General features: G+C 67.6%; 13 protein-coding genes and 6 pseudogenes. 11 read left to right on the top strand and 8 right to left on the bottom strand.

Features of this window, described 5'->3' with window-relative positions; translation table 11 throughout:
* Positions 1-56: 56 nt before the first annotated feature.
* Positions 57-335, bottom strand: a complete 279-nt coding sequence (locus tag ACPEE0_RS03175) for an SRPBCC family protein (RefSeq protein ID WP_424573880.1) — start codon at positions 333-335, stop codon at positions 57-59.
* A gap of 420 nt (positions 336-755) precedes the next feature.
* On the opposite strand from ACPEE0_RS03175, the gene ACPEE0_RS03170 reads away from it, so the two are divergent.
* Both ACPEE0_RS03170 and ACPEE0_RS03165 read left to right on the top strand, forming a co-directional pair.
* Positions 756-962 carry a DUF2945 domain-containing protein gene (locus ACPEE0_RS03170; protein WP_009356625.1) on the top strand — a complete coding sequence of 69 codons (207 nt, stop codon included), beginning with the start codon at positions 756-758 and terminating at the stop codon, positions 960-962.
* Positions 963-966: 4 nt separating this feature from the next.
* Entirely contained in the window at positions 967-2,163 is a 1,197-nt protein-coding gene (locus tag ACPEE0_RS03165) for an NAD(P)/FAD-dependent oxidoreductase (protein ID WP_354175901.1), read from the top strand.
* A gap of 100 nt (positions 2,164-2,263) precedes the next feature.
* Here the strand turns inward: ACPEE0_RS03165 and ACPEE0_RS03160 are convergent, their stop codons facing one another.
* Complete coding sequence (locus tag ACPEE0_RS03160) at positions 2,264-3,430, bottom strand: acetate kinase (RefSeq protein WP_009356626.1); 1,167 nt, start codon at positions 3,428-3,430, stop codon at positions 2,264-2,266.
* Positions 3,431-3,570: 140 nt separating this feature from the next.
* Between ACPEE0_RS03160 and ACPEE0_RS03155 the strand changes: the two genes are divergently transcribed.
* Positions 3,571-3,858 carry a hypothetical protein gene (locus ACPEE0_RS03155; RefSeq protein WP_009356627.1) on the top strand — a complete coding sequence of 96 codons (288 nt, stop codon included), beginning with the start codon at positions 3,571-3,573 and terminating at the stop codon, positions 3,856-3,858.
* Between the two features lie 66 nt (positions 3,859-3,924).
* On the opposite strand, the pseudogene ACPEE0_RS03150 reads toward ACPEE0_RS03155, so the two are convergent.
* The 4 genes and pseudogenes from ACPEE0_RS03150 to ACPEE0_RS03135 all read right to left on the bottom strand — a co-directional run bounded on the left by ACPEE0_RS03150 (position 3,925) and on the right by ACPEE0_RS03135 (position 8,845).
* Positions 3,925-5,111 (bottom strand): annotated as a pseudogene (locus tag ACPEE0_RS03150) (fumarylacetoacetate hydrolase family protein).
* The gene (locus tag ACPEE0_RS03145; RefSeq protein WP_424573879.1) at positions 5,108-6,637 is read right to left on the bottom strand and encodes an aldehyde dehydrogenase (NADP(+)); all 1,530 of its coding nucleotides are present in this window, start codon (positions 6,635-6,637) and stop codon (positions 5,108-5,110) included. The pseudogene ACPEE0_RS03150 and the gene ACPEE0_RS03145 overlap by 4 nt, the downstream one beginning before the upstream one ends.
* Positions 6,634-7,979, bottom strand: a pseudogene (locus ACPEE0_RS03140) (L-fuconate dehydratase). Before ACPEE0_RS03140 ends, ACPEE0_RS03145 begins: the two are co-directional and overlap by 4 nt.
* Positions 7,980-8,146: 167 nt before the next feature.
* Entirely contained in the window at positions 8,147-8,845 is a 699-nt protein-coding gene (locus ACPEE0_RS03135) for a GntR family transcriptional regulator (protein ID WP_424575228.1), read from the bottom strand.
* Between the two features lie 265 nt (positions 8,846-9,110).
* Here ACPEE0_RS03135 and ACPEE0_RS03130 point away from each other — a divergent pair, with 265 nt between their 5' ends.
* On the top strand, positions 9,111-10,442 hold the full coding sequence (locus tag ACPEE0_RS03130; RefSeq protein WP_354175904.1) for an MFS transporter: 1,332 nt from the start codon (positions 9,111-9,113) through the stop codon (positions 10,440-10,442).
* A gap of 124 nt (positions 10,443-10,566) precedes the next feature.
* On the opposite strand, the gene pta is transcribed toward ACPEE0_RS03130, so the two are convergent.
* A complete protein-coding gene (gene pta, locus ACPEE0_RS03125; protein WP_424573878.1) occupies positions 10,567-12,636 on the bottom strand; it encodes a phosphate acetyltransferase in 2,070 nt (689 codons plus the stop codon).
* Between the two features lie 312 nt (positions 12,637-12,948).
* Here pta and ACPEE0_RS03120 point away from each other — a divergent pair.
* From ACPEE0_RS03120 to ACPEE0_RS03090, 7 genes and pseudogenes are all read left to right on the top strand, one after another.
* Positions 12,949-13,415: pseudogene (locus ACPEE0_RS03120) on the top strand (hotdog fold thioesterase).
* A 6-nt stretch (positions 13,416-13,421) separates the two neighbouring features.
* Positions 13,422-14,782, top strand: a pseudogene (paaK, locus tag ACPEE0_RS03115) (phenylacetate--CoA ligase PaaK).
* Positions 14,783-14,857: 75 nt separating this feature from the next.
* A pseudogene (locus ACPEE0_RS03110) lies at positions 14,858-15,489 on the top strand (TetR/AcrR family transcriptional regulator).
* Positions 15,490-15,602: 113 nt separating this feature from the next.
* A complete protein-coding gene (locus ACPEE0_RS03105; protein WP_424573877.1) occupies positions 15,603-16,124 on the top strand; it encodes a trypsin-like peptidase domain-containing protein in 522 nt (173 codons plus the stop codon).
* On the top strand, positions 16,124-16,282 hold the full coding sequence (locus tag ACPEE0_RS03100) for a hypothetical protein (RefSeq protein WP_424573876.1): 159 nt from the start codon (positions 16,124-16,126) through the stop codon (positions 16,280-16,282). The genes ACPEE0_RS03105 and ACPEE0_RS03100 overlap by 1 nt, the downstream gene beginning before the upstream one ends.
* Before the next feature lie 5 nt (positions 16,283-16,287).
* Complete coding sequence (locus ACPEE0_RS03095) at positions 16,288-16,734, top strand: S1C family serine protease (RefSeq protein WP_424575227.1); 447 nt, start codon at positions 16,288-16,290, stop codon at positions 16,732-16,734.
* Between the two features lie 12 nt (positions 16,735-16,746).
* Entirely contained in the window at positions 16,747-17,052 is a 306-nt protein-coding gene (locus ACPEE0_RS03090; protein ID WP_009356635.1) for a hypothetical protein, read from the top strand.
* Positions 17,053-17,140: 88 nt separating this feature from the next.
* On the opposite strand, the pseudogene ACPEE0_RS03085 reads toward ACPEE0_RS03090, so the two are convergent.
* Positions 17,141-17,547, bottom strand: a pseudogene (locus tag ACPEE0_RS03085) (VOC family protein).
* Positions 17,548-17,651: the final 104 nt, after the last annotated feature.

Genomic DNA, 17,651 nt, shown 5'->3' with positions numbered 1-17,651 from the left:
AACTGCCGTTTGGGAGGACCAAAAGGGCAGTTACGGAGCACTCGATGGGGCTGCGATCAGGTCTGCGGGTGCTCCGCCAGCCACCGGGCAAGGTTCTTGAGGTTGCCACGGAGTGACCAGCCCAGGATCCTGCTCACCAGCGGGTCGGGCAGCTTGTCGAGGAATCCCAGCCCTGATCTGACCTCGATACGTTCACTAAGGCGCGTGCCGCCGTCGGCCGGTTCCAGGTTGAATGCCACAGTGAGGTCGCGCTTCCCTTCCAGCGAGCGGGACACCAGCCGCCGGGGCGGGTCGAATTCCGTGTACTCGACGGTCCAGTCGGACCGCATGCCCATATAACTGTTCGAGCCCCACCCCCGCGTTCCCAGCCCCACGGGGCCGTCGCCACCTGCCCGGACGCGGTAACGAACCGGTCATAGGCCGCGAGGTTCTCGAACTTCGACAGGAAATCAAAGACCTCCTGTGGAGGCCGGGCAACGACGATGTTTTCTTCCACTACAGGCACGGGGTTCTCCTCTGAGGGACGCCTGTTGCCGGCGGCCCGGCCGGTAGGAATGCAGGCACAGCGACAGCTTGGACCTGCCTCCAGTTCCTGTCAACGGCCGCTGCAGGGCGGTCTGTCGGATGCATGCACCGCCCTGTGGCGGCGGCCCGGCCGGAACGCTACCTTATGAAGGTAACCGTGCTTACCATTAGCGTCCGGCCACCGGCGCCCTGGAGCGCCAGCCTCCGCCAGATCCACCGAAGGAGAACACATGTCATTGAGCAAGGGAACATCCGTGGAGTGGAACACATCGCAGGGCAAGACGCACGGCAAGATCATCGAGAAGAAAACCAGCGACTTCGAGCTGGACGGCCACACGCACCGCGCCAGCGAGGACGAGCCGCAGTACGTGGTGGAATCGGCCAAGACAGGTGCCCGGGCTGCACACAAGGCCTCCGCCCTGACGGAGAAGAAGTAGCGCCGTGGCCGGGCAGCACGAGGTAGTGATCATCGGCGGCGGCAACGCCGGCGTGTCCCTGGCGGCGCGCCTGGAGCGCTACGGCGTCAAGGACGTGGCACTCATCGAGCCGAAGGACCACCACCTTTACCAGCCGCTGTTCTCGCACATCGCCGGGGGCCGGGCGTCGGCCAAGGAGGCGGTCCGCACCCAGGAGTCTGTGACCCCGAACGGTGTCACCTGGATCCGGGACAGCGCCGTGGACGTGGACGCCAACGCCAACACCGTCACGCTGGCGAACGGGTCAACCGTGGCCTACGGGCAGCTGGTGGTGTGCCCGGGCCTGCAGTACGACTGGGACGCGGTGCCCGGACTGGCCGAGGCCGTCCACTCCCCGCACGGCGCCTCGCACTACGAGTTCGAACTGGCGCCCAAGGCCTGGACGCTCCTCAGCGGGCTGACCTCCGGGACCGCGGTGTTCACCATGCCGGCGGGGCCCATCAAGTGCGGCGGTGCCAGCCAGAAGCCCATGTACCTGGCCTGCGACTACTGGCAGGAGCAGGGCGTCCTGGACAAGATCCGCGTGGTGATGGTCCAGCCCTACCCCACCGTCTTCGGCGTGCCGGAGGTGGACCGGGAGCTGGACCGCAAGATCGCCGAGTACGGGATCGAGCTCTGGACCAACAGCGAACTGGTCTCGGTGGACGCCGCCGGCCAGACGGCCAACATCCGCAATATCGAGACCGGTGAGCAGGAGTCCCTGCACTACGACGTCCTCAACGCCGTTCCGCCGCAGTCGGCGCCCGACTGGTTGAAAGCCACCGACCTGCCGGCGGCCGGGGACAAGGGCGGATTCGTGGAGGTGGACCGGCAGACGTTGCGGCACATCCGGTACCCCAACGTGTGGGCGCTGGGGGACGCCGCCGGCACCACCAACTCCAAGTCCGGAGGTTCGCTGCGCAAGCAGACCAAGGTGCTGGCGAAGAACCTGGTGGCGGCGCGGAAGGGGAAGCCGCTGACCCGGAAGTACAACGGCTACTCGGTATGCCCGTTCACCGTCTCACGCGACACTGTGGTGTTCGCCGAGTTCGACGACCGGTACCGGCCCATGCCCACCATCCCCCGGGTGCCCACGTGGAACGAAAGCAAGCTGTCCTGGGTGGTGGACCGGGACATGTTCCCGCAGATCTACTGGAACCTGATCCTCAAGGGCCGGGCGTAGGTGAGAGAGCGTCCCGGGAAAACCCACGATAAGTGAGAGAGCGTCCCGGGAACCCCATCGAGTGCTCCAATAATGCCGTTTTGGGCGCCGAAAACGGCACTTACGAAGCAACCGATGAGGAGACGACGGCGGCCGTCGCCTCCGCGATGGCGCGCTCCTCGTCCGTGGGAACCACCAGGACGGGGATGGCCGACTGCGGCGTGGAAATGACGCGCGGTTCCTTGGACCGCTCGGCGTTCAGGCCGCCGTCGAGCTCCACTCCCAGGGCTCCCAGCCTGTCCGCCACCAGCGCGCGGAACTGGTGGGAGTTCTCGCCGATGCCGGCCGTGAACACGAGGGCCTTGGCTCCGCCCACCGCCACATGGTAGCCGCCGATGTACTTGGCCAGCCGGTAGGAGGTGACCGCGAGCGCCGTCGTTGCCCGCGCGTCACCGTCTTCCGAGGCCTCAACGACGGAGCGCATGTCGTTGTTGCCTGCCAGGCCCTTGAGCCCGGATTCGCGGTTCAGCATGGTGTCGATGTCCTCCGGGGTCCAGCCGGCCCGGCCCAGGAACACCAGGATGGAGGGGTCCAGGTCGCCGGAGCGGGTGCCCATCACCAGGCCCTCCAGCGGGGTGAAGCCCATGGAGGTGTCCACGGACCGGCCGCCCTGGATGGCCGTGACGGAGGCGCCGTTGCCCAGGTGGGCGATGACGCCGTCGAACTCCTCCACCGGGATGTCCAGCAAAGCAGCGGCGCGGCGCGTGACGTACTCGTGCGAGGTGCCGTGGAAGCCGTAGCGGCGGATGCCGTGGTTGGTGTAGAGCTCGTCCGGGACGGCGTACCGCCAGGCGTGCTCGGGAAGGGTGCGGTGGAAGGCAGTATCGAATACGGCCACCTGAGGCATGTCCGGCCACTTCTTGGTGATGGCCCGGATGCCCAGGACGTTGGCGGGGTTGTGCAGCGGCGCCAGCGGGTTGAGCCGCTCGATGGCGCGGGTGATCTCGTTGTCGATCAGCACCGGCTCGGCGAACCGCTCGCCGCCGTGGACCACCCGGTGGCCCACGGCCCCCAGCTGCAGGTCGCCCAGTTCCTGGTGGATGGCGGCGTCCACCTGCTCTAGGGCTGCTGCATGGTCCCGCGGGCCCACGATCTCGCCGTCGCCCTCTCCCCCGTTGCCCATCCCGATCTTTTCGATCAGGCCCTCCGTGAGGACGGTTCCGGCCGCGACGTCACGCACCTGGTACTTGAGCGAGGACGAGCCGGAGTTGATGACGAGGACGAGCATGCGGGGCCTCCTGAGCCTTTGCGCCAGCGGTTCAGTCCCCACTATATGTGGGCCGGTTCCGGGAGCGGATTCCTTGCGGATCGGGCCTGGCTGTGCCTACAGTCGGCGGACAGGCTGGACCACGCCGAGAGGACATTCCAATGACGAACGAGCCCACTTCGATCGACGAGAACGACCCCACCAACACCGGATCCAGCAGCACCGCGCCGCTCCACACCGGCGCCGGTTCCGGCACCAAGGACCCCACCGGCGTCGAGGGCGCCAATCCCGCACTGGACGATACTGGCAACCCCAAGGCCGGCGAGACGGGCGAGGCGCCGCAGCCGCCCGAGAACCCGGAGAGCCTGGACCTGACGCCGCAGGGCCTGTCGGATGAGCCCGCCAAGGAAGAGGACAAGGAAAGCCTGGCCAAGCCGGACAACAGCTGACCACAGCGGAAAGGACGACGTCGGCACCCATGGTGGGTGCCGGCGTCGTCCTTCGTTAATAAACGCCTACGTCCGCTGGGGCTGCCGCTGTCCGGCCAGGTAGTCGAACAGCTGGCGGAGGCCGAAGGACCATTCCGGCAGCTCCTCGCAGGCTCCAACCCGGTTGACCAGGGTGCCGAGGTGCCTGCAGCTGATGCTCACCACGTCGCCGTGCTTGTGGGTGAAGCCCTGCCCGGTTCGTCCCGGTCCTGCGTGGGCGCGAACAGGGTGCCGGTGAACAGTGCGAAGCCGTCCGGATACTGGTGATGCCGTCCGTAGGTCGCCGAGACGAGTTCCTCGAAGGGGCGGCTGATCCGGGCAACACTGTTCCGTCCTTCGAGCCGGAAGCCGTCCGGGCCCTCCACCCGCAGCAGGATCTCCTCCGCGCGCAGCGTCTCCAGGGTGAACGTCCCATCAAACAGCCGGATCAGCGGGCCGAGTGCGCTGGAGCCGTTGTTGTCCTTGGCCTTGCCCAGCAGCAGGGCGCTGCGGCCTTCGACGTCGCGGAGGTTTACGTCGTTGCCGAGCGTCGCCCCCACCACCTGGCCACGGGACGTGGCAATCAGCACCAGTTCGGGCTCGGGATTGTTCCAGGCGGAGAAGGCCGGGATGCCGATTCCGGCGCCGAGCCCCACGGATGAGAGGACCGGCGCCTTGGTGAAGACCTCCGGGTCCGGCCCGATGCCCACCTCCAGGTACTGGGACCACAGCCCCTCGGCCATCAGGATGCGTTTGGCCTCGGCCGCTTCCGGGGAGCCCGGCCGGATCCCGTGGATGCTTCCGCCGAGGGCCTTCCCGACGAGTTCCCGCATGCCGGCTGCGCGGCCGGCATCACCCGCGCAGCGTTCTTCGATCACCCGCTCGATCATGCTGTCCACGAACGTCACGCCGCAGGCTTTGATGACCTGCAGGTCAACGGGCGCCAGCAGGTGCGGCCGGGCGGTGTCCCCGGCGAGGGAAGCGCCGACGACGTCGTCCGTCGACCAGCGCGGTTCGGCCAGGTCCGGGTCCGGCAGCGCAGCACGGACGGCTGCGGCGGGATCCGGCAGTTCCAGCAGTTCCGAGACGGTTCCGGCCAGGCGGTGCAGGTCGTAGACCGTGCCGCCGCTGACGGCAACCGGGCGCGGCCCGCCGGATTCAACGTCCCAGACCCGGCCGATCAGGAGTGCCTGCGCGGCATCCTCAGGCAGGACGGAGGCGGCGGAAATATTCACTGCAGGCCCTCCCCGCTCGACGTGCGGGAACCGGACCCGCCGGACGGGTGGTGCCAGACGCCGTCGACCCTTTGCGGGACGCGCCATGGATTGCCGTCCTGCAGGGGCTCGGGCAGCCGCGCCGCCGGGAAGGACTGGTACGCCACGGGCCGGAGGAAGCGGCGGATGGCCGCCGTCCCCACCGACGTGGTGGCCGACGTGGTGGCCGGGTACGGCCCGCCGTGGTGCTGGGCGTAGCTGACGGTGACGCCGGTGGGCCAGCCGTTCCAGAGGACCCGGCCGCTGATGTCCGCCAGCCGGGCAGCCAGCGCCGCGACGTCGTCGTCCTCCTCGGCCTGCAGCGTGGTAGTCAGCTGCCCTTCCAGCAGCCCGGCCAGTCCGGGAAGCTCCGCCTGGTCCTGGTACTCCACCACCAGGCTGGCCGGACCGAACATCTCCTGCCGGAGCAGGCCGGGATTCTTCCGGACCTCCGCGGCGGTGGTGAGCAGGACCGTGGGGGACGGCTCCTCGGCGAAGTCACCCGCCAGCAGGACGTCAACCCCGCCACTGCCCCGAAGTCCGGCAACGGCATCGGCGTAGCCTGCGTGCAGCCGCTCGCTGAGCAGCCGGGCGGGCGTGAAGGCCGAGAGCTCCTGTTCCAGCTGGCCGCGGATCTCCGCCGCATGCCCGGCAGGAACGAACAGCAGCCCGGGCTTGGTGCAGAACTGGCCCATGCCCAGCGTGAAGGACGCGGCGTAGCCGGCAAGGATTTCCGTGCGCCGCGACGCCCATGCCTTTGGCGTGGCAAAGACGGCGTTGATGCCGCCCAGCTCACCGAAGAATGGAATGGGCTCGGGCCGCGCGGCGATGCGGTTGAGCAGCGCCCGGCCGCCTGCTGTGGAACCGGTGAAGCCGACAGCCTTGACCAGCGGGTGGTCCACAAGTGCCTCCCCCGCCTGGCGGCCCGTCACCAGGGCGAACAGGCCCGACGGCGCGCCGGCACCATCCAGCGCGTCGGTCACGGTCCGGGCGGTGCGCGCTGCCAGCTCCGCGTGGGCGTCATGCGCCTTGTGGACGACGGCGCAGCCGGCCGCCAGGGCCGAGGCGCTGTCGCCGCCCATCACACTGAAGGCGAAGGGGAAGTTCGAGGCACCGAACACACCCACGACGCCGAGCGGCACGTTGTACCGCCGCAGGTCCGGCCGCGGTCCCATGCCCCAGGCGGGGTCGGCATGGTCAATGGTGGCGTCAAAGTGCTCGCCGAGCCGGATTTCTGCTGCGAAGAGGCGCAACTGGAAGACGGTGCGCTTCAGTTCACCCTCCAGCCGGGCAACAGCAAGGTGCGTCTCCCGGGCGGCGATTTCAACCAGCCCGGCGCTGTCCTGCTCAAGGCCCGCGGCGATGGCCTCAAGCCAGCCGGCGCGCCGGGCCGGGTCCGCCTGCCGGCCCTGCTCGAAGGCGCGCTGGGCCGCCTCCACCGCCTCGTTCAACTGGGCCACGGCGGTTGCCGGCTGCAGCGTGCCGGCGGACAGTCCGGCGGCGCTCATCGCCCGGTTCCCGCAGCGGCCAGGGACGCGCCGGTAACGGCGGCGCGGTTGCCCACTTCCTGCCAGCCGGCCCCGTCCGGGAATTCCCAGCGGGCCCGGGAGGCAGTGAGCATTTCAGCTCCCGTGCCGGGCATGACCGGGGCGGCGTAGCGCCCGCCGACGATCCGGACCGGTTCGGCGAAGTGCTCATGCAGGTGGTCCACGAATTCGATCATGCGGTTCTCCTGCTGCGGCCCACCACGGCGTAGTCGAAGAAGGAGAAGTGCTGGACCAGCTCGCACAGGCCAACCCCGCCTGCGTGGGGGCACACCGGTACGCCGAACTTGGCTGCCAACAGCAGGATGGCGATGTTCTCGCTGACGCCGCCCACGCGGGTCGAGTCGAGCTGGAGCACATCAATGGCGCCGGCCTGGAGCAGCTGCTTGAAGATAATCCGGCTGGCAACCGCCTCGCCCGTGGCCACCCGTACCGGGGCAACGCCCTTGCGGATGTCGGCGTGGCCGAGGATGTCGTCGGTGCTGGTGGGCTCCTCGATCCAGTACGGGTTGAACTCCGCCAGCTGGTTGACCCATTCAATGGCTTCGGATACTTCCCAGCGCTGGTTGGCGTCGATGGCGATAGGGAGGTCTCCCACCGCTTCCCGGGCCAGCGCCATGCGGCGGCGGTCGTCGTTGATGTCCCCGCCCACCTTGAGCTTGATCATCGAGAAGCCGTCGGCCGCGGCCTCCTTGCTCAGCCGTACGAGCTTTTCATCGCTGTAGCCGAGCCAGCCCGGCGACGTGGTGTAGGCGGGGAAGCCGTCAGCCTTAAGCGCGGCAATCCGCTCCTCTTTGCCACCCTGGCCGGCGCGCAGGATGTCCAGCGCCTCCTCCGGGCTCAGGGCGTCCCGGATATGCGTGAAGTCGACCACGCTGACCAGCTCTTCAGGGGTCATTTCGCTGAGCAGGAGCCACAGCGGCTTGTTCTCGCGGCGGGCACGGATGTCCCAGAGCGCACTGACCAGGGCGCCGCAGGCCATCTGGGTGACGCCCTTTTCCGGGCCGAGCCAGCGGAGCTGGGAGTCGTGGATGAGGAGCTTGGAGGCGCCGCCAAGGTCGTAGATCAGTTCGTCGATGTCGCGGCCCACGAGCAGGCGGGCGTAGGCGTCGATGGCTGCGGTGATGATTTCGTTGCCGCGCCCGCAGCTGAAGACGAAGCCGTGGCCCTCGTCGCCCGCATCGGTGCGGATGACCACATAGGCGGCAGAGTAGTCCGGATCAACGTTGACCGCGTCGGACCCGTCAAGCTCCAGGGACGTGGGGAAACGGACGTCCTGGGTCTTGATGGAGGTGATGGAAGGCATGGATCTCAACTTTCATGGAAGAACTGGAGAGGGAAAGATTCGATTCCTATACGAATTACTAAAATCATATAGGACAAGTGACCCAGGTCAAGTCCCCACCTGCCCGGTCGGCTTCCGGAGGCACCAAAAAGCCCCGGCCACTGGGGGCCGGGGCTGGAATTCTGGACCTACGTGATGATGCGCTTCCGGGGCGGGCCACTGTCTTCGAGCGGCGCAAGCTCGCCCTGGAAAGCCTGGGCGAACCTGTCGAAGGAGTTGCGGATGTGGGTGGTCATGGCAGCCTCGGCCCGCTCCGGATCGCAGGCTTCGATTGCCTCGCGGACGGCCGTATGTTCGGCCACCGTGATGGCGCCGTCCACATCGGCGGGGTACAGGCGGAAGGTGTGCAGGTGGCAATGGGTCTGGGCGAAGGCATGTCGGACCACGGGATTTCCGGACGCGGCGAGGATGGTGTCGTGGAACCGGGTGTCATGGGCCACCAGGTCCTGGCGCAGGTCCCCGCTGGACTCCATGACATCCCGGAAAGCCTCAAGCTCCTTCTTCAGGGCAGGAGCCGGATTGGCCAGCCTGTCCACTGCAGCAGCCCGGGCCGCCCAGGGCTCGACGAGGAGGCGGAACTCAAACAGCGAGCGCAATTCGGGCAGATCCAGCAGTGGTGTGGTGCTGTATCCCCGCCCGGGGTTGTAGACCACCAGATTGTCGCCCTCCAGTCGCTGCAGGACCTCGCGGACCGGAGTCTGGGACACTCCCAGGCTGCGCGCCACGGCGTCGATGTTGATGCGCGCCCCCGGGGCGAGGTCGCCTTCCAGGATGGAGGCCCGCATGGCCGAGTAGACGTCGGAGACGGCAGCCTTGCCGCGGGGCATGTCGGACGCTGGACGTGGGGGCACGCAATTACCTCTTGAATTCGCTGTGGGCTTGGCACCCCGACGGGCGGGAGCCACTTGGGAATCATAAGCCACGCGCCGGGGCGGACCGGCGCGAAGAACAAATTCCCATCAGGACTTGATCCCCATCACAATTTCTATATGATTAACCAGATTCCTATACGATTTCGCTGAGCAGATCGGCACCCTCCCCATCCCCCTGTGCGTAATGCACCGAAGCCATGTATACGTCGAAGGAGACCGCATGACTACGCTCGGAAGTAAATCGTCCATCAACACCTCCACACCCCCCTCCCGCCTGATGACCCGGAAGCGCTGGGCCATCATCTGGCTTGCCTTCGTGGGCCTCAGCATCAACTACCTGGACCGCTCCAGCCTCAGCGTCGCCCTGCCTTTCATGGGCGAGGACTTCGAACTCACCGCCACCCAGCAGGGCCTGATCTTCGCCGCGTTCTTCTGGGCCTACGACTTCTGCCAGCTTGCTGCCGGCTGGTACGTGGACAAGGTGGGACCGCGCCGGTCCTTCTCGCTGGCCGCGCTGTGGTGGTCCGTCTTCACCATGGTGACCGCCGCCGCCTCCAACTTCTGGTCCCTCTTCGCCGCGCGCTTCCTGCTGGGGGTTGGCGAAAGCCCCGCCCCCAGCACCGCAGCGAAGGTAGTTGCCACCTGGTTCCCCGTCCGCGAACGCGCCTTCGCCACCAGCATCTGGGACTCGGGCTCACGCGTGGGTGCCGTCATTGCCCTGCCAATCGTCACCCTCATCGTTGCCTTCACCTCATGGCACGCGGTGTTCATCATCATCGGCCTTGCGGGAATCATCTGGGCCGCGGTGTGGTGGAAGGTCTACCGCAGCCCGGAGGAGCACCCGGGCGCAAACGCTGCCGAGGTCAGCTACATCCAGGAAGGCGGCGCCCGCGGTGCGGCCAGCGATGACGAAGGTGCAGCTAAGCTCCCCTGGCGCTCCCTGTTCAAGTACCGCACTATCCTGAGCATGATGTTCGGCTTCTTCTGCCTGAACAGCGCCATCTACTTCTTCATCACGTTCTTCCCGAGCTACCTGGTCAAGGAACGCGGCTTCGACCTGCTCAAGCTGGGCTTCTTCGGCGCCATCCCGGGCATCTGCGCTGTCCTGTTCGGCTGGCTGGGCGGCTACCTGGCAGACCGTGCCGTCCGGGCCGGAGCCCCGGTCAGCAAGGTCCGCAAGATCGCCATCGCCGGAGGCCTCGCCGGCGGCTCGGTCATCATGTTCGCCGCCCTGGTGCCGGAGGCCTGGATGGCCCTGGCACTGCTGTCCCTCGCCTACTCCAGCCTCACCGTCGCCGCCACCGGCATCTGGTCGCTGCCGGCCGACGTCGCGCCAAGCTCGCGCCACGTCGGTTCCATCGGCGGGCTGCAGAACTTCGCGTCCAACCTCGCCGGCATCTTCACCCCGATCCTGATCGGCGTCCTGGTGGACCAGACCGGATCCTTCGTGGCACCGCTGGCAGTGATCGGCTTCGTCTCGCTGATCGGTGCAGCGAACTACCTGTTCGTCATCGGCAAGATCGAGCCCCTGAAGGTCAAGGCCGAGGCCTAGCCCTGCCGGGCCCCCACACACCGCGACGGCGGCACCCACCCCGGGTGCCGCCGTCGTCGTTGCCGCTGCCGGTGGTTGAGCCTGTCGAAAACTTCGAACGCGGTTTCGACAGGCTCAACCACCGTCACGCCTGCGCCTGGATGGCGGTAATGGCCACCGTGTTCACGATGTCCTCCACTGTGCAGCCGCGGGAGAGGTCGTTGACCGGCTTCCGCAGCCCCTGCAGGACCGGCCCGACGGCGACGGCCCCCGAGCTCTGCTGCACCGCCTTGTACGTGTTGTTACCGGTGTTGAGGTCCGGGAAGATAAACACGGTGGCCTGCCCGGCGACGGAGGAGCCAGGCATCTTGGACTCGGCGATCGAGGCGTCCACGGCGGCGTCGTACTGGATGGGCCCCTCGACGGCGAGGTCCGGCCGGCGCTGGCGCACCAGCTCGGTGGCCTGCCGCACCTCGTCCACCGCCTCGCCGGAGCCCGATCCGCCGGTGGAGTAGGAGAGCATCGCCACCCGGGGCTCCACTCCGAACTGCGCCGCGGTTTCCGCCGAGGCCAGTGCGATGTCCGCCAGCTGCTCCACGTTGGGGTCCGGGTTCACGGCGCAGTCGCCGTACACCAGCACGCGGTCCGGCATGAGCATCAGGAACACCGAGGACACGATCTTCACACCGGGGCGCGTCTTCACGAACTCCAGCGCCGGCCGGATGGTGTGTGCCGTGGTGTGCACCGCCCCGGACACCATGCCGTCCACCACGCCCAGCTGGACCATCATGGTGCCGAAATAGCTCACGTCCTGCATGATCTCCAGGGCCTTGGCAAGGTCCACGCCCTTATGCGCACGGAGCTCGGCGTACTTTTCGGCGAACTTCTGGCGCAGGTCCGAGGTTGCCGGGTCCACCACGTTGATCCCTGAAAGGTCGATGCCCCGGGCCGCAGCCAGCTCACGGACGTCCGACTCCGGGCCCAGGACGGTCAGGTCGCAGACGTCGCGGCGGTGCAGGATCTCGGCGGCGCGCAGGATCCGCACATCCGTGCCCTCCGGCAGCACCACGTGCCGGCGCTGTGAACGGGCCCGCTCGATGAGGTCATGCAGGAACCGTAGCGGGGTCATCCGTTCAGGCCGCGGCAGGTGCAGGCGCTCCACCAGTTCGGTCTCGTCCACCCGGCGCGACCACAGGCCCACGGCCGAGGCCACCTTGCGCCGGTGCCCGGACCAGATCTCGCTCCGGACCTCAGAGACCCGCTTGGCGGTGGTGTAGGTGTCCTCCCGGGAGGCGAACACCGGGAAGGGCGCCTGCGCCAGGAGCGGGTAGATGTTGGCATCCGGTGCCAGGCCGCCGGTGAGGATCAGTGCGGACGCCACCGGGAATTCGGGCGAGAAGGACGAAGCCAGGCATGCCACCATCACGTCCGCCCGGTCCCCCGGCACGATCACCAGGGCGCCCTCATCCAGGACATTGAGGAAGTTGCCCACGTTCATGGCCGCCACCTTGATGTCCTTCACGTCCCGCTCCATGTCCGGGCGGCCGGCGATCTGTCGCACGCCCAGCGCCGTGGCCACTTCGCCGGTGGTGGGCCTCGCGATTTCCTCCAGCTCGGGCAGGACGTACACGGGCCGGCCGGATGCGCCCACCTTCACCTCCGCGGCAATGGCGTCCACCAGGTCCGGGTCCGCGCGGTTCACCAGAATGGCCAGCAGCGCGCACTTCTCCGCGGACAGCTCCTTCCGGGCAACCTCGACGGCGGCCGCCGCCTCCGCCACGGTCCGCCCCTTGGCGCCCACCACGGCCACCACCGGGGCGGCAAGGTTGTTGGCCAGGCGGGCATTGAGGTCGAACTCGACGGCGGCGTCCTGGCCGGTCAGGTCCGTCCCCTCCACGATCACCACGTCGCAGTGCCGCGAGATGTCGGCGAAGATCTCCACGCACCGGGAGTCGATCTCCTCGCGGTTGCCCTCGGCCAGCAGGCTGCGGACTTCCTGGAATGTCAGGCCGCCGCGGCAGCGCTCGTCCTCCAGCGCGAACCGGGACTTCATCAGGGCCACCATTGGGTCGTCCTGGGCGGTGGGGCCCGTCACCACGGGCTTGAAGAAGCCGATCCTGTCCGCATGCCGGTGCAGGGTGTCCGCCAGGCCCAGGGCCACGAGGGATTTGCCCGATCCTGGAGTGGTTGCGCTGACGTAGATGCCTTTGGCCATGGTCCGCCCTTTGCTGGTCTGCTTTCGCCGGTCCCTCCATCCTTGCATCTTTCGACTGAGGGCACCCTGCGCGCCCCGGGGACCCGACTAGGTAGCAGTAGTTGTCGTTATGGGCCCCCAAAACGACAACTACTGCTACCTAGTTGGGTTCGGCGCTTCCCCGCCGCGCCGCGGACGACGGCGTGTCCCGGCTTCGGAGGTCTCGCCGCCCGGGAGTAACCGGGCTGGAGCGCACGCCCCGCCCTTGACACCGGACCCCCTCATGGGATTACCTAATGAACATTCGGTAAATAAAGCTGGAGGCAATGACGCATGGCTGAAACAACACTTTCCGGGCCACCCCACCCCATCCTGGAAAACGACTATGCCTCCGAGTGGATGGGCATCGAGGTCCTCTCGCTCAGCGACGGCCACGCCACCATCCGGATGACCCTCCGGCAGGAAATGCTCAACGGGTTCGGCATGGCCCACGGCGGAATGATCTTCGCCTTCGGTGACACCGCCTTCGCGCTCGCCTGCAACCCGATCAACCCGGCGCCCGGCGAGGAGAACACCATTACCGTGGCCTCCGGCGTGGACATCAATTTCCTCAAGCCCGCGTTCCGCGGCCAGGTGCTGACCGCCGTCGCGGACCGCCGTTCCAGCGCCGGCCGCAGCGGCCTGTACGACATCCAGATCTTCGCCGCCGACGCGGACCAGCCCGAATCCCCACCTCCGGCACCCCCGGCGAGCTCGTTGCAGAGTTCCGCGGACGCAGCCGCACCATCCCCAAGAAGTAGGAAACGATGACCCTGCATGCCCCCGAAACGCCCGCCGCAGCAACCGCCCAGCCGGCGGATGCCGTCCTTGACCGCGAGGAGACCATCTCCCGTGACGAACTCGAGGCCCTCCAGCTCAGCCGCCTGCAGCACACCGTCGCCTACGCCTACGAGCGGGTGCCGCTGTACAAGCGCAAGTTCGACGACGCCGGAATCCACCCGTCAGACCTCCGTGAACTGGCCGACCTGGGCAACTTCCCCTTCACCACCAAGGAGGACCTGCGTCAGGAGTACCCCTTCGGGATGTTCGCCGTGCCGCAGCACGAGGTGGCCCGCGTGCACGCCAGCTCCGGAACCACCGGCCGGCCCACGGTGGTGGGCTACACCAAGCAGGACCTGGCCGACTGGGCCAAGCTGGTGGCCCGCTGCTTCCGCGCATCCGGCATCCGCCCCGGGATGAAGGTCCACAACGCCTACGGCTACGGCCTGTTCACCGGCGGCCTGGGCGCGCACGCCGGCGCGGAGGCGCTGGGCTGCACCGTCATCCCCATGTCCGGCGGCCAGACCGAACGGCAGATCCAGCTCATCCAGGACTTCAAGCCGGACGCCATCCTCTGCACCCCCACCTACCTGCTGACCATCGCAGACGCCATGGCGCACATGGGCATCGACCCCACCTCCACGTCCCTGAAGTACGCCGTGCTCGGCGCCGAGCCGTGGACCCAGGAGATGCGGCACGAACTCGAAGTCACCATGGACATCAAGGCGTGCGATATCTACGGACTGTCCGAGGTGATGGGCCCGGGCGTGGCCGGCGAGGCCGTGGAGACCCAGGACGGCAGCCACATCTGGGAGGACCACTTCCGCCCGGAAATCATCGACCCCTTCAATCCCGTCCCCGGCAAGGAAAACGTGCTGGGCGACGGCGAACACGGCGAACTGGTCTTCACCTCGCTCACCAAGGAGGCGCTGCCCATCATCCGGTACCGCACCAAGGACCTCACCCGCCTCCTGCCCGGCACCGCCCGCCCCGCGCACCGCCGGATGGGACGCATCACCGGCCGCAGCGACGACATGATCATCCTCCGCGGCGTAAACCTCTTCCGTCCCAGATCGAGGAGATCGCGCTGCGCATCCCCGAACTCAGCCCGCACTTCCAGCTCGAGCTCACCCGGCCCGAGGGGCAGCGGATGGACCAGCTGACCGTGAAGATCGAGCGGCGGGACAACGTCACCACCGAGCAGAGCACGACGGCGGCACGCACCCTGAAGGAGCAGATCAAGATCCACGTGGGTTCTTCCTGCACGGTGGCCGTAGTGGAGCCGGGCTCGCTGGAGCGGTCCAACGGCAAGCTCCGCCGCATCTACGACCTGCGCCCGAAGGGATAGCAGCACCGGCGGTGCCGGGCTGGCCCGCCCGGCGCCCGCCCGGACCAACCGACCGTTCGTGAGAAACTAGCACCTATGCCCAGCCAGACAACCAGCACCGCCGACACCTCCAGCCCCGCCGGCACCAAGCGCGGCCGGCCCGGCTACGACCAGCAGTCAGTGCTGCGGATCGCCGTGGATGTCTTCAACCGGCACGGCTACGACGCCACGTCGATGGGGATCCTGGCCGAGAACCTGGGCATCTCGAAGTCGGCCATCTACCATCACGTGCCGTCCAAGGGCGACCTCCTCAAGCTCGCCCTGGACCACGCCCTGGGCGGGCTGGAGTCGATCCTCGAGGAGCCGGAAGCGACGTCCGGCGCGGCCGATGCACGGCTGGAGTTCGTCCTGCGCCAGACCGTGGCGGTACTGGTGGACCGGCTGCCGTTCGTGACGCTGCTGCTGCGCCTGCGCGGCAACACCGAAATTGAGCGGGATGCGCTGGAAAGGCGGCGCACCTTCGACCACAAGGTGGCGGCCCTGATTTCGGCGGCCCGGGACGAAGGCTCGCTGCGCACCGACATCGACCCCGGACCGTCACCCGCCTCCTGTTCGGCATGATCAATTCCATCGTGGAGTGGTACAAACCCGGCGGTTCGCTGTCGCCGGAGCGCCTGGCCAACGACGTCATCACCATGGCGTTCGACGGGCTGCACGGCCACTCCTAGCCGGCCTCGGACTATTCCCGCAGTGAGGGCGGGTAAATGCTAAGCGTGCTTGGTATTTGGGTTGCTCCCCGGCTACGGTGGTAGAAAGCCGCCGTCCGCAGGGGAGGTAGTCAATGAGACCAGCCATCCATCCGGGGCCCCGCCACCGGGGTCCGGGCACTCCGCGGCGTCCCGGCCCGCTCAGGACCGCCGCCGCCGCACTCGCGCTGAGCGCCGCCGTCGTGCTTTCCGCCTGCACAGGAGGCTCGCCTCCTCCCCCGGCGCCAACCGCCGACTCCGGCAACACCCCCGCGGCCAGCCCGGCCGGTTCCGCACCCGCTCCCGTAGCGGAGGACGCGGCGGGCGGCATCCCGCAACTCGTGGAGAACCTGGCGCCGTCGGTGGTGACCATCTTTACCGAGGGCGGGCTGGGCAGCGGCGTGGTGTACTCCGAGGACGGCCTGGTCCTGACCAACGAGCACGTGATCCGCGGCAATACGAGGGTTGAGGTGGCCTTCGCGGACGGCCAGCGGGTGGAGGGCACCGTCCGGGCCACGGACCCGTCACAGACTTGGCGCTGGTCCAGGCGGACCGCACGGGCCTGCCCAAGCCGGTGTACCAGACCACGCTGCCCAAGGTGGGCGAGGGCGCCGTAGTGCTCGGCTCTCCGCTCGGCTTCGAGAACACCGCCACCGCCGGCATCATCTCCGGGCTCCACCGCTCGATTCCCGGGTCCGCGTCCAACAGCCTGTCCCTGGTGGACCTGATCCAGACGGATGCCCCATCAGCCCCGGCAACTCCGGCGGCGCCGTGATCAACATGCGCGGCGAAATCATCGGCATCAGCGAGGCCTATATCCCGCCGTCCGCAGGCGCCGTGGCCCTCGGTTTCGCCATCCCAGCCGCCACCGCCGTGGAAGTGGCCGAGGAACTCCTGGCTGACGGCACCGCCGAACACGCCTACGTGGGCCTCACCCCCGGCGAGCTGACGGCACAGATTGCCGAGCAGCTGGGCATCGAGCAGGTCTCCGGCGTGCTGGTGCTGGCCGTGTCCGAGGACGGCCCGGCCGGACGCGCCGGGATCCGACCCGGGGATGTCCTGGAGTCGATGGAGGGCGTGGAACTGACCGCGCCGGAGAAGCTCCTGTCCGAACTGCGCGGCCGCAATCCGGGCGACACCGTGAATTTCTCCGTCAAGCGCGGCGACGAGACCCGGGACGTCAAGGTGGACCTCGCCGAACGTCCCAGAGATAGCACCACCCGATAGGAAGGAATGGAAATGAGCAACTCCAAAGAAGAACCCGAGGCAGGCTTCATCGTTCCCGACCCCTCGAAGGTCCGTGAGGACATTCCCGGCGACGCCGGCGACGAGGCGAACGTGATCCGCTTCAGCGAGGAGCAGGCGCTCATCGAGGAGCAGTCCCACGGGATCCGCCCGGACACGTACAGCGTTCCTTCCGGCGGCCCCACCATGGAGGAGGCCCGCGGCAACATGGACCTCTCCGACCAGAGCGAAAGCGGGCACGGCACGGGCCGCGAGGACGACAGCAGCGACGACGCCCTGCACGGCGGCGCCGAATCCTGACGTTTCCCCGCAAAACCCAACCACCGGTGGTTGAGCCTGCCGAAACCCTGCCACCGGTGGTTGAGCCTGCCGAAACCCTGCTGTTGTTTTAGAGCTGGTACTCCATCCTGTTGCCCAGGTTCTCGTGGACGCAGAGGATGTTGTGCTCTGTGTCCATGAACCATGCGCTCTTCTCGGAGCCCGTGGTGCAGATGTGGTTCTCCGTCTTCAGGTTGGGCAGGTCGTAGTCCTGGAACTGCACGCCCATGGACTCCATCTCGCGGACTGTCTGCTCGATGTCCGTGACCTCGAAGCTGAGGGCCGTGTGTTCCGAGTGCTTGCCGTCCCTGACCGGCATCAACTGCAGCATGGCGCCGCCGTCAATGCCGAGTATTTCGCTTCCATCGTCTGTCATACCGCGGTGCGGAGTCCAAGTTTCTCGGTGTAGAAACTGTGGGCGCGGGCTGCATCATCGACTGGCAGGATGGTTGTGGCTGATTTCATTCTTAGGGTCATGTGGCCACCTCCTACGGGCAGAATTTTACGCCCCCACCCCAATAAAAGCCCTCGATGCGCTATCACTTATGGTCCCCAAACGGGCTAATTGGGGACCACAAGTG

The sequence above is a fragment of the Arthrobacter sp. SD76 genome, assembly GCF_049726125.1.
GTDB lineage: Bacteria > Actinomycetota > Actinomycetes > Actinomycetales > Micrococcaceae > Arthrobacter > Arthrobacter nitrophenolicus.
The sequence above is the reverse complement of the archived record's forward strand: the minus strand, read 5'-3'. Positions and strand labels throughout refer to the sequence as shown.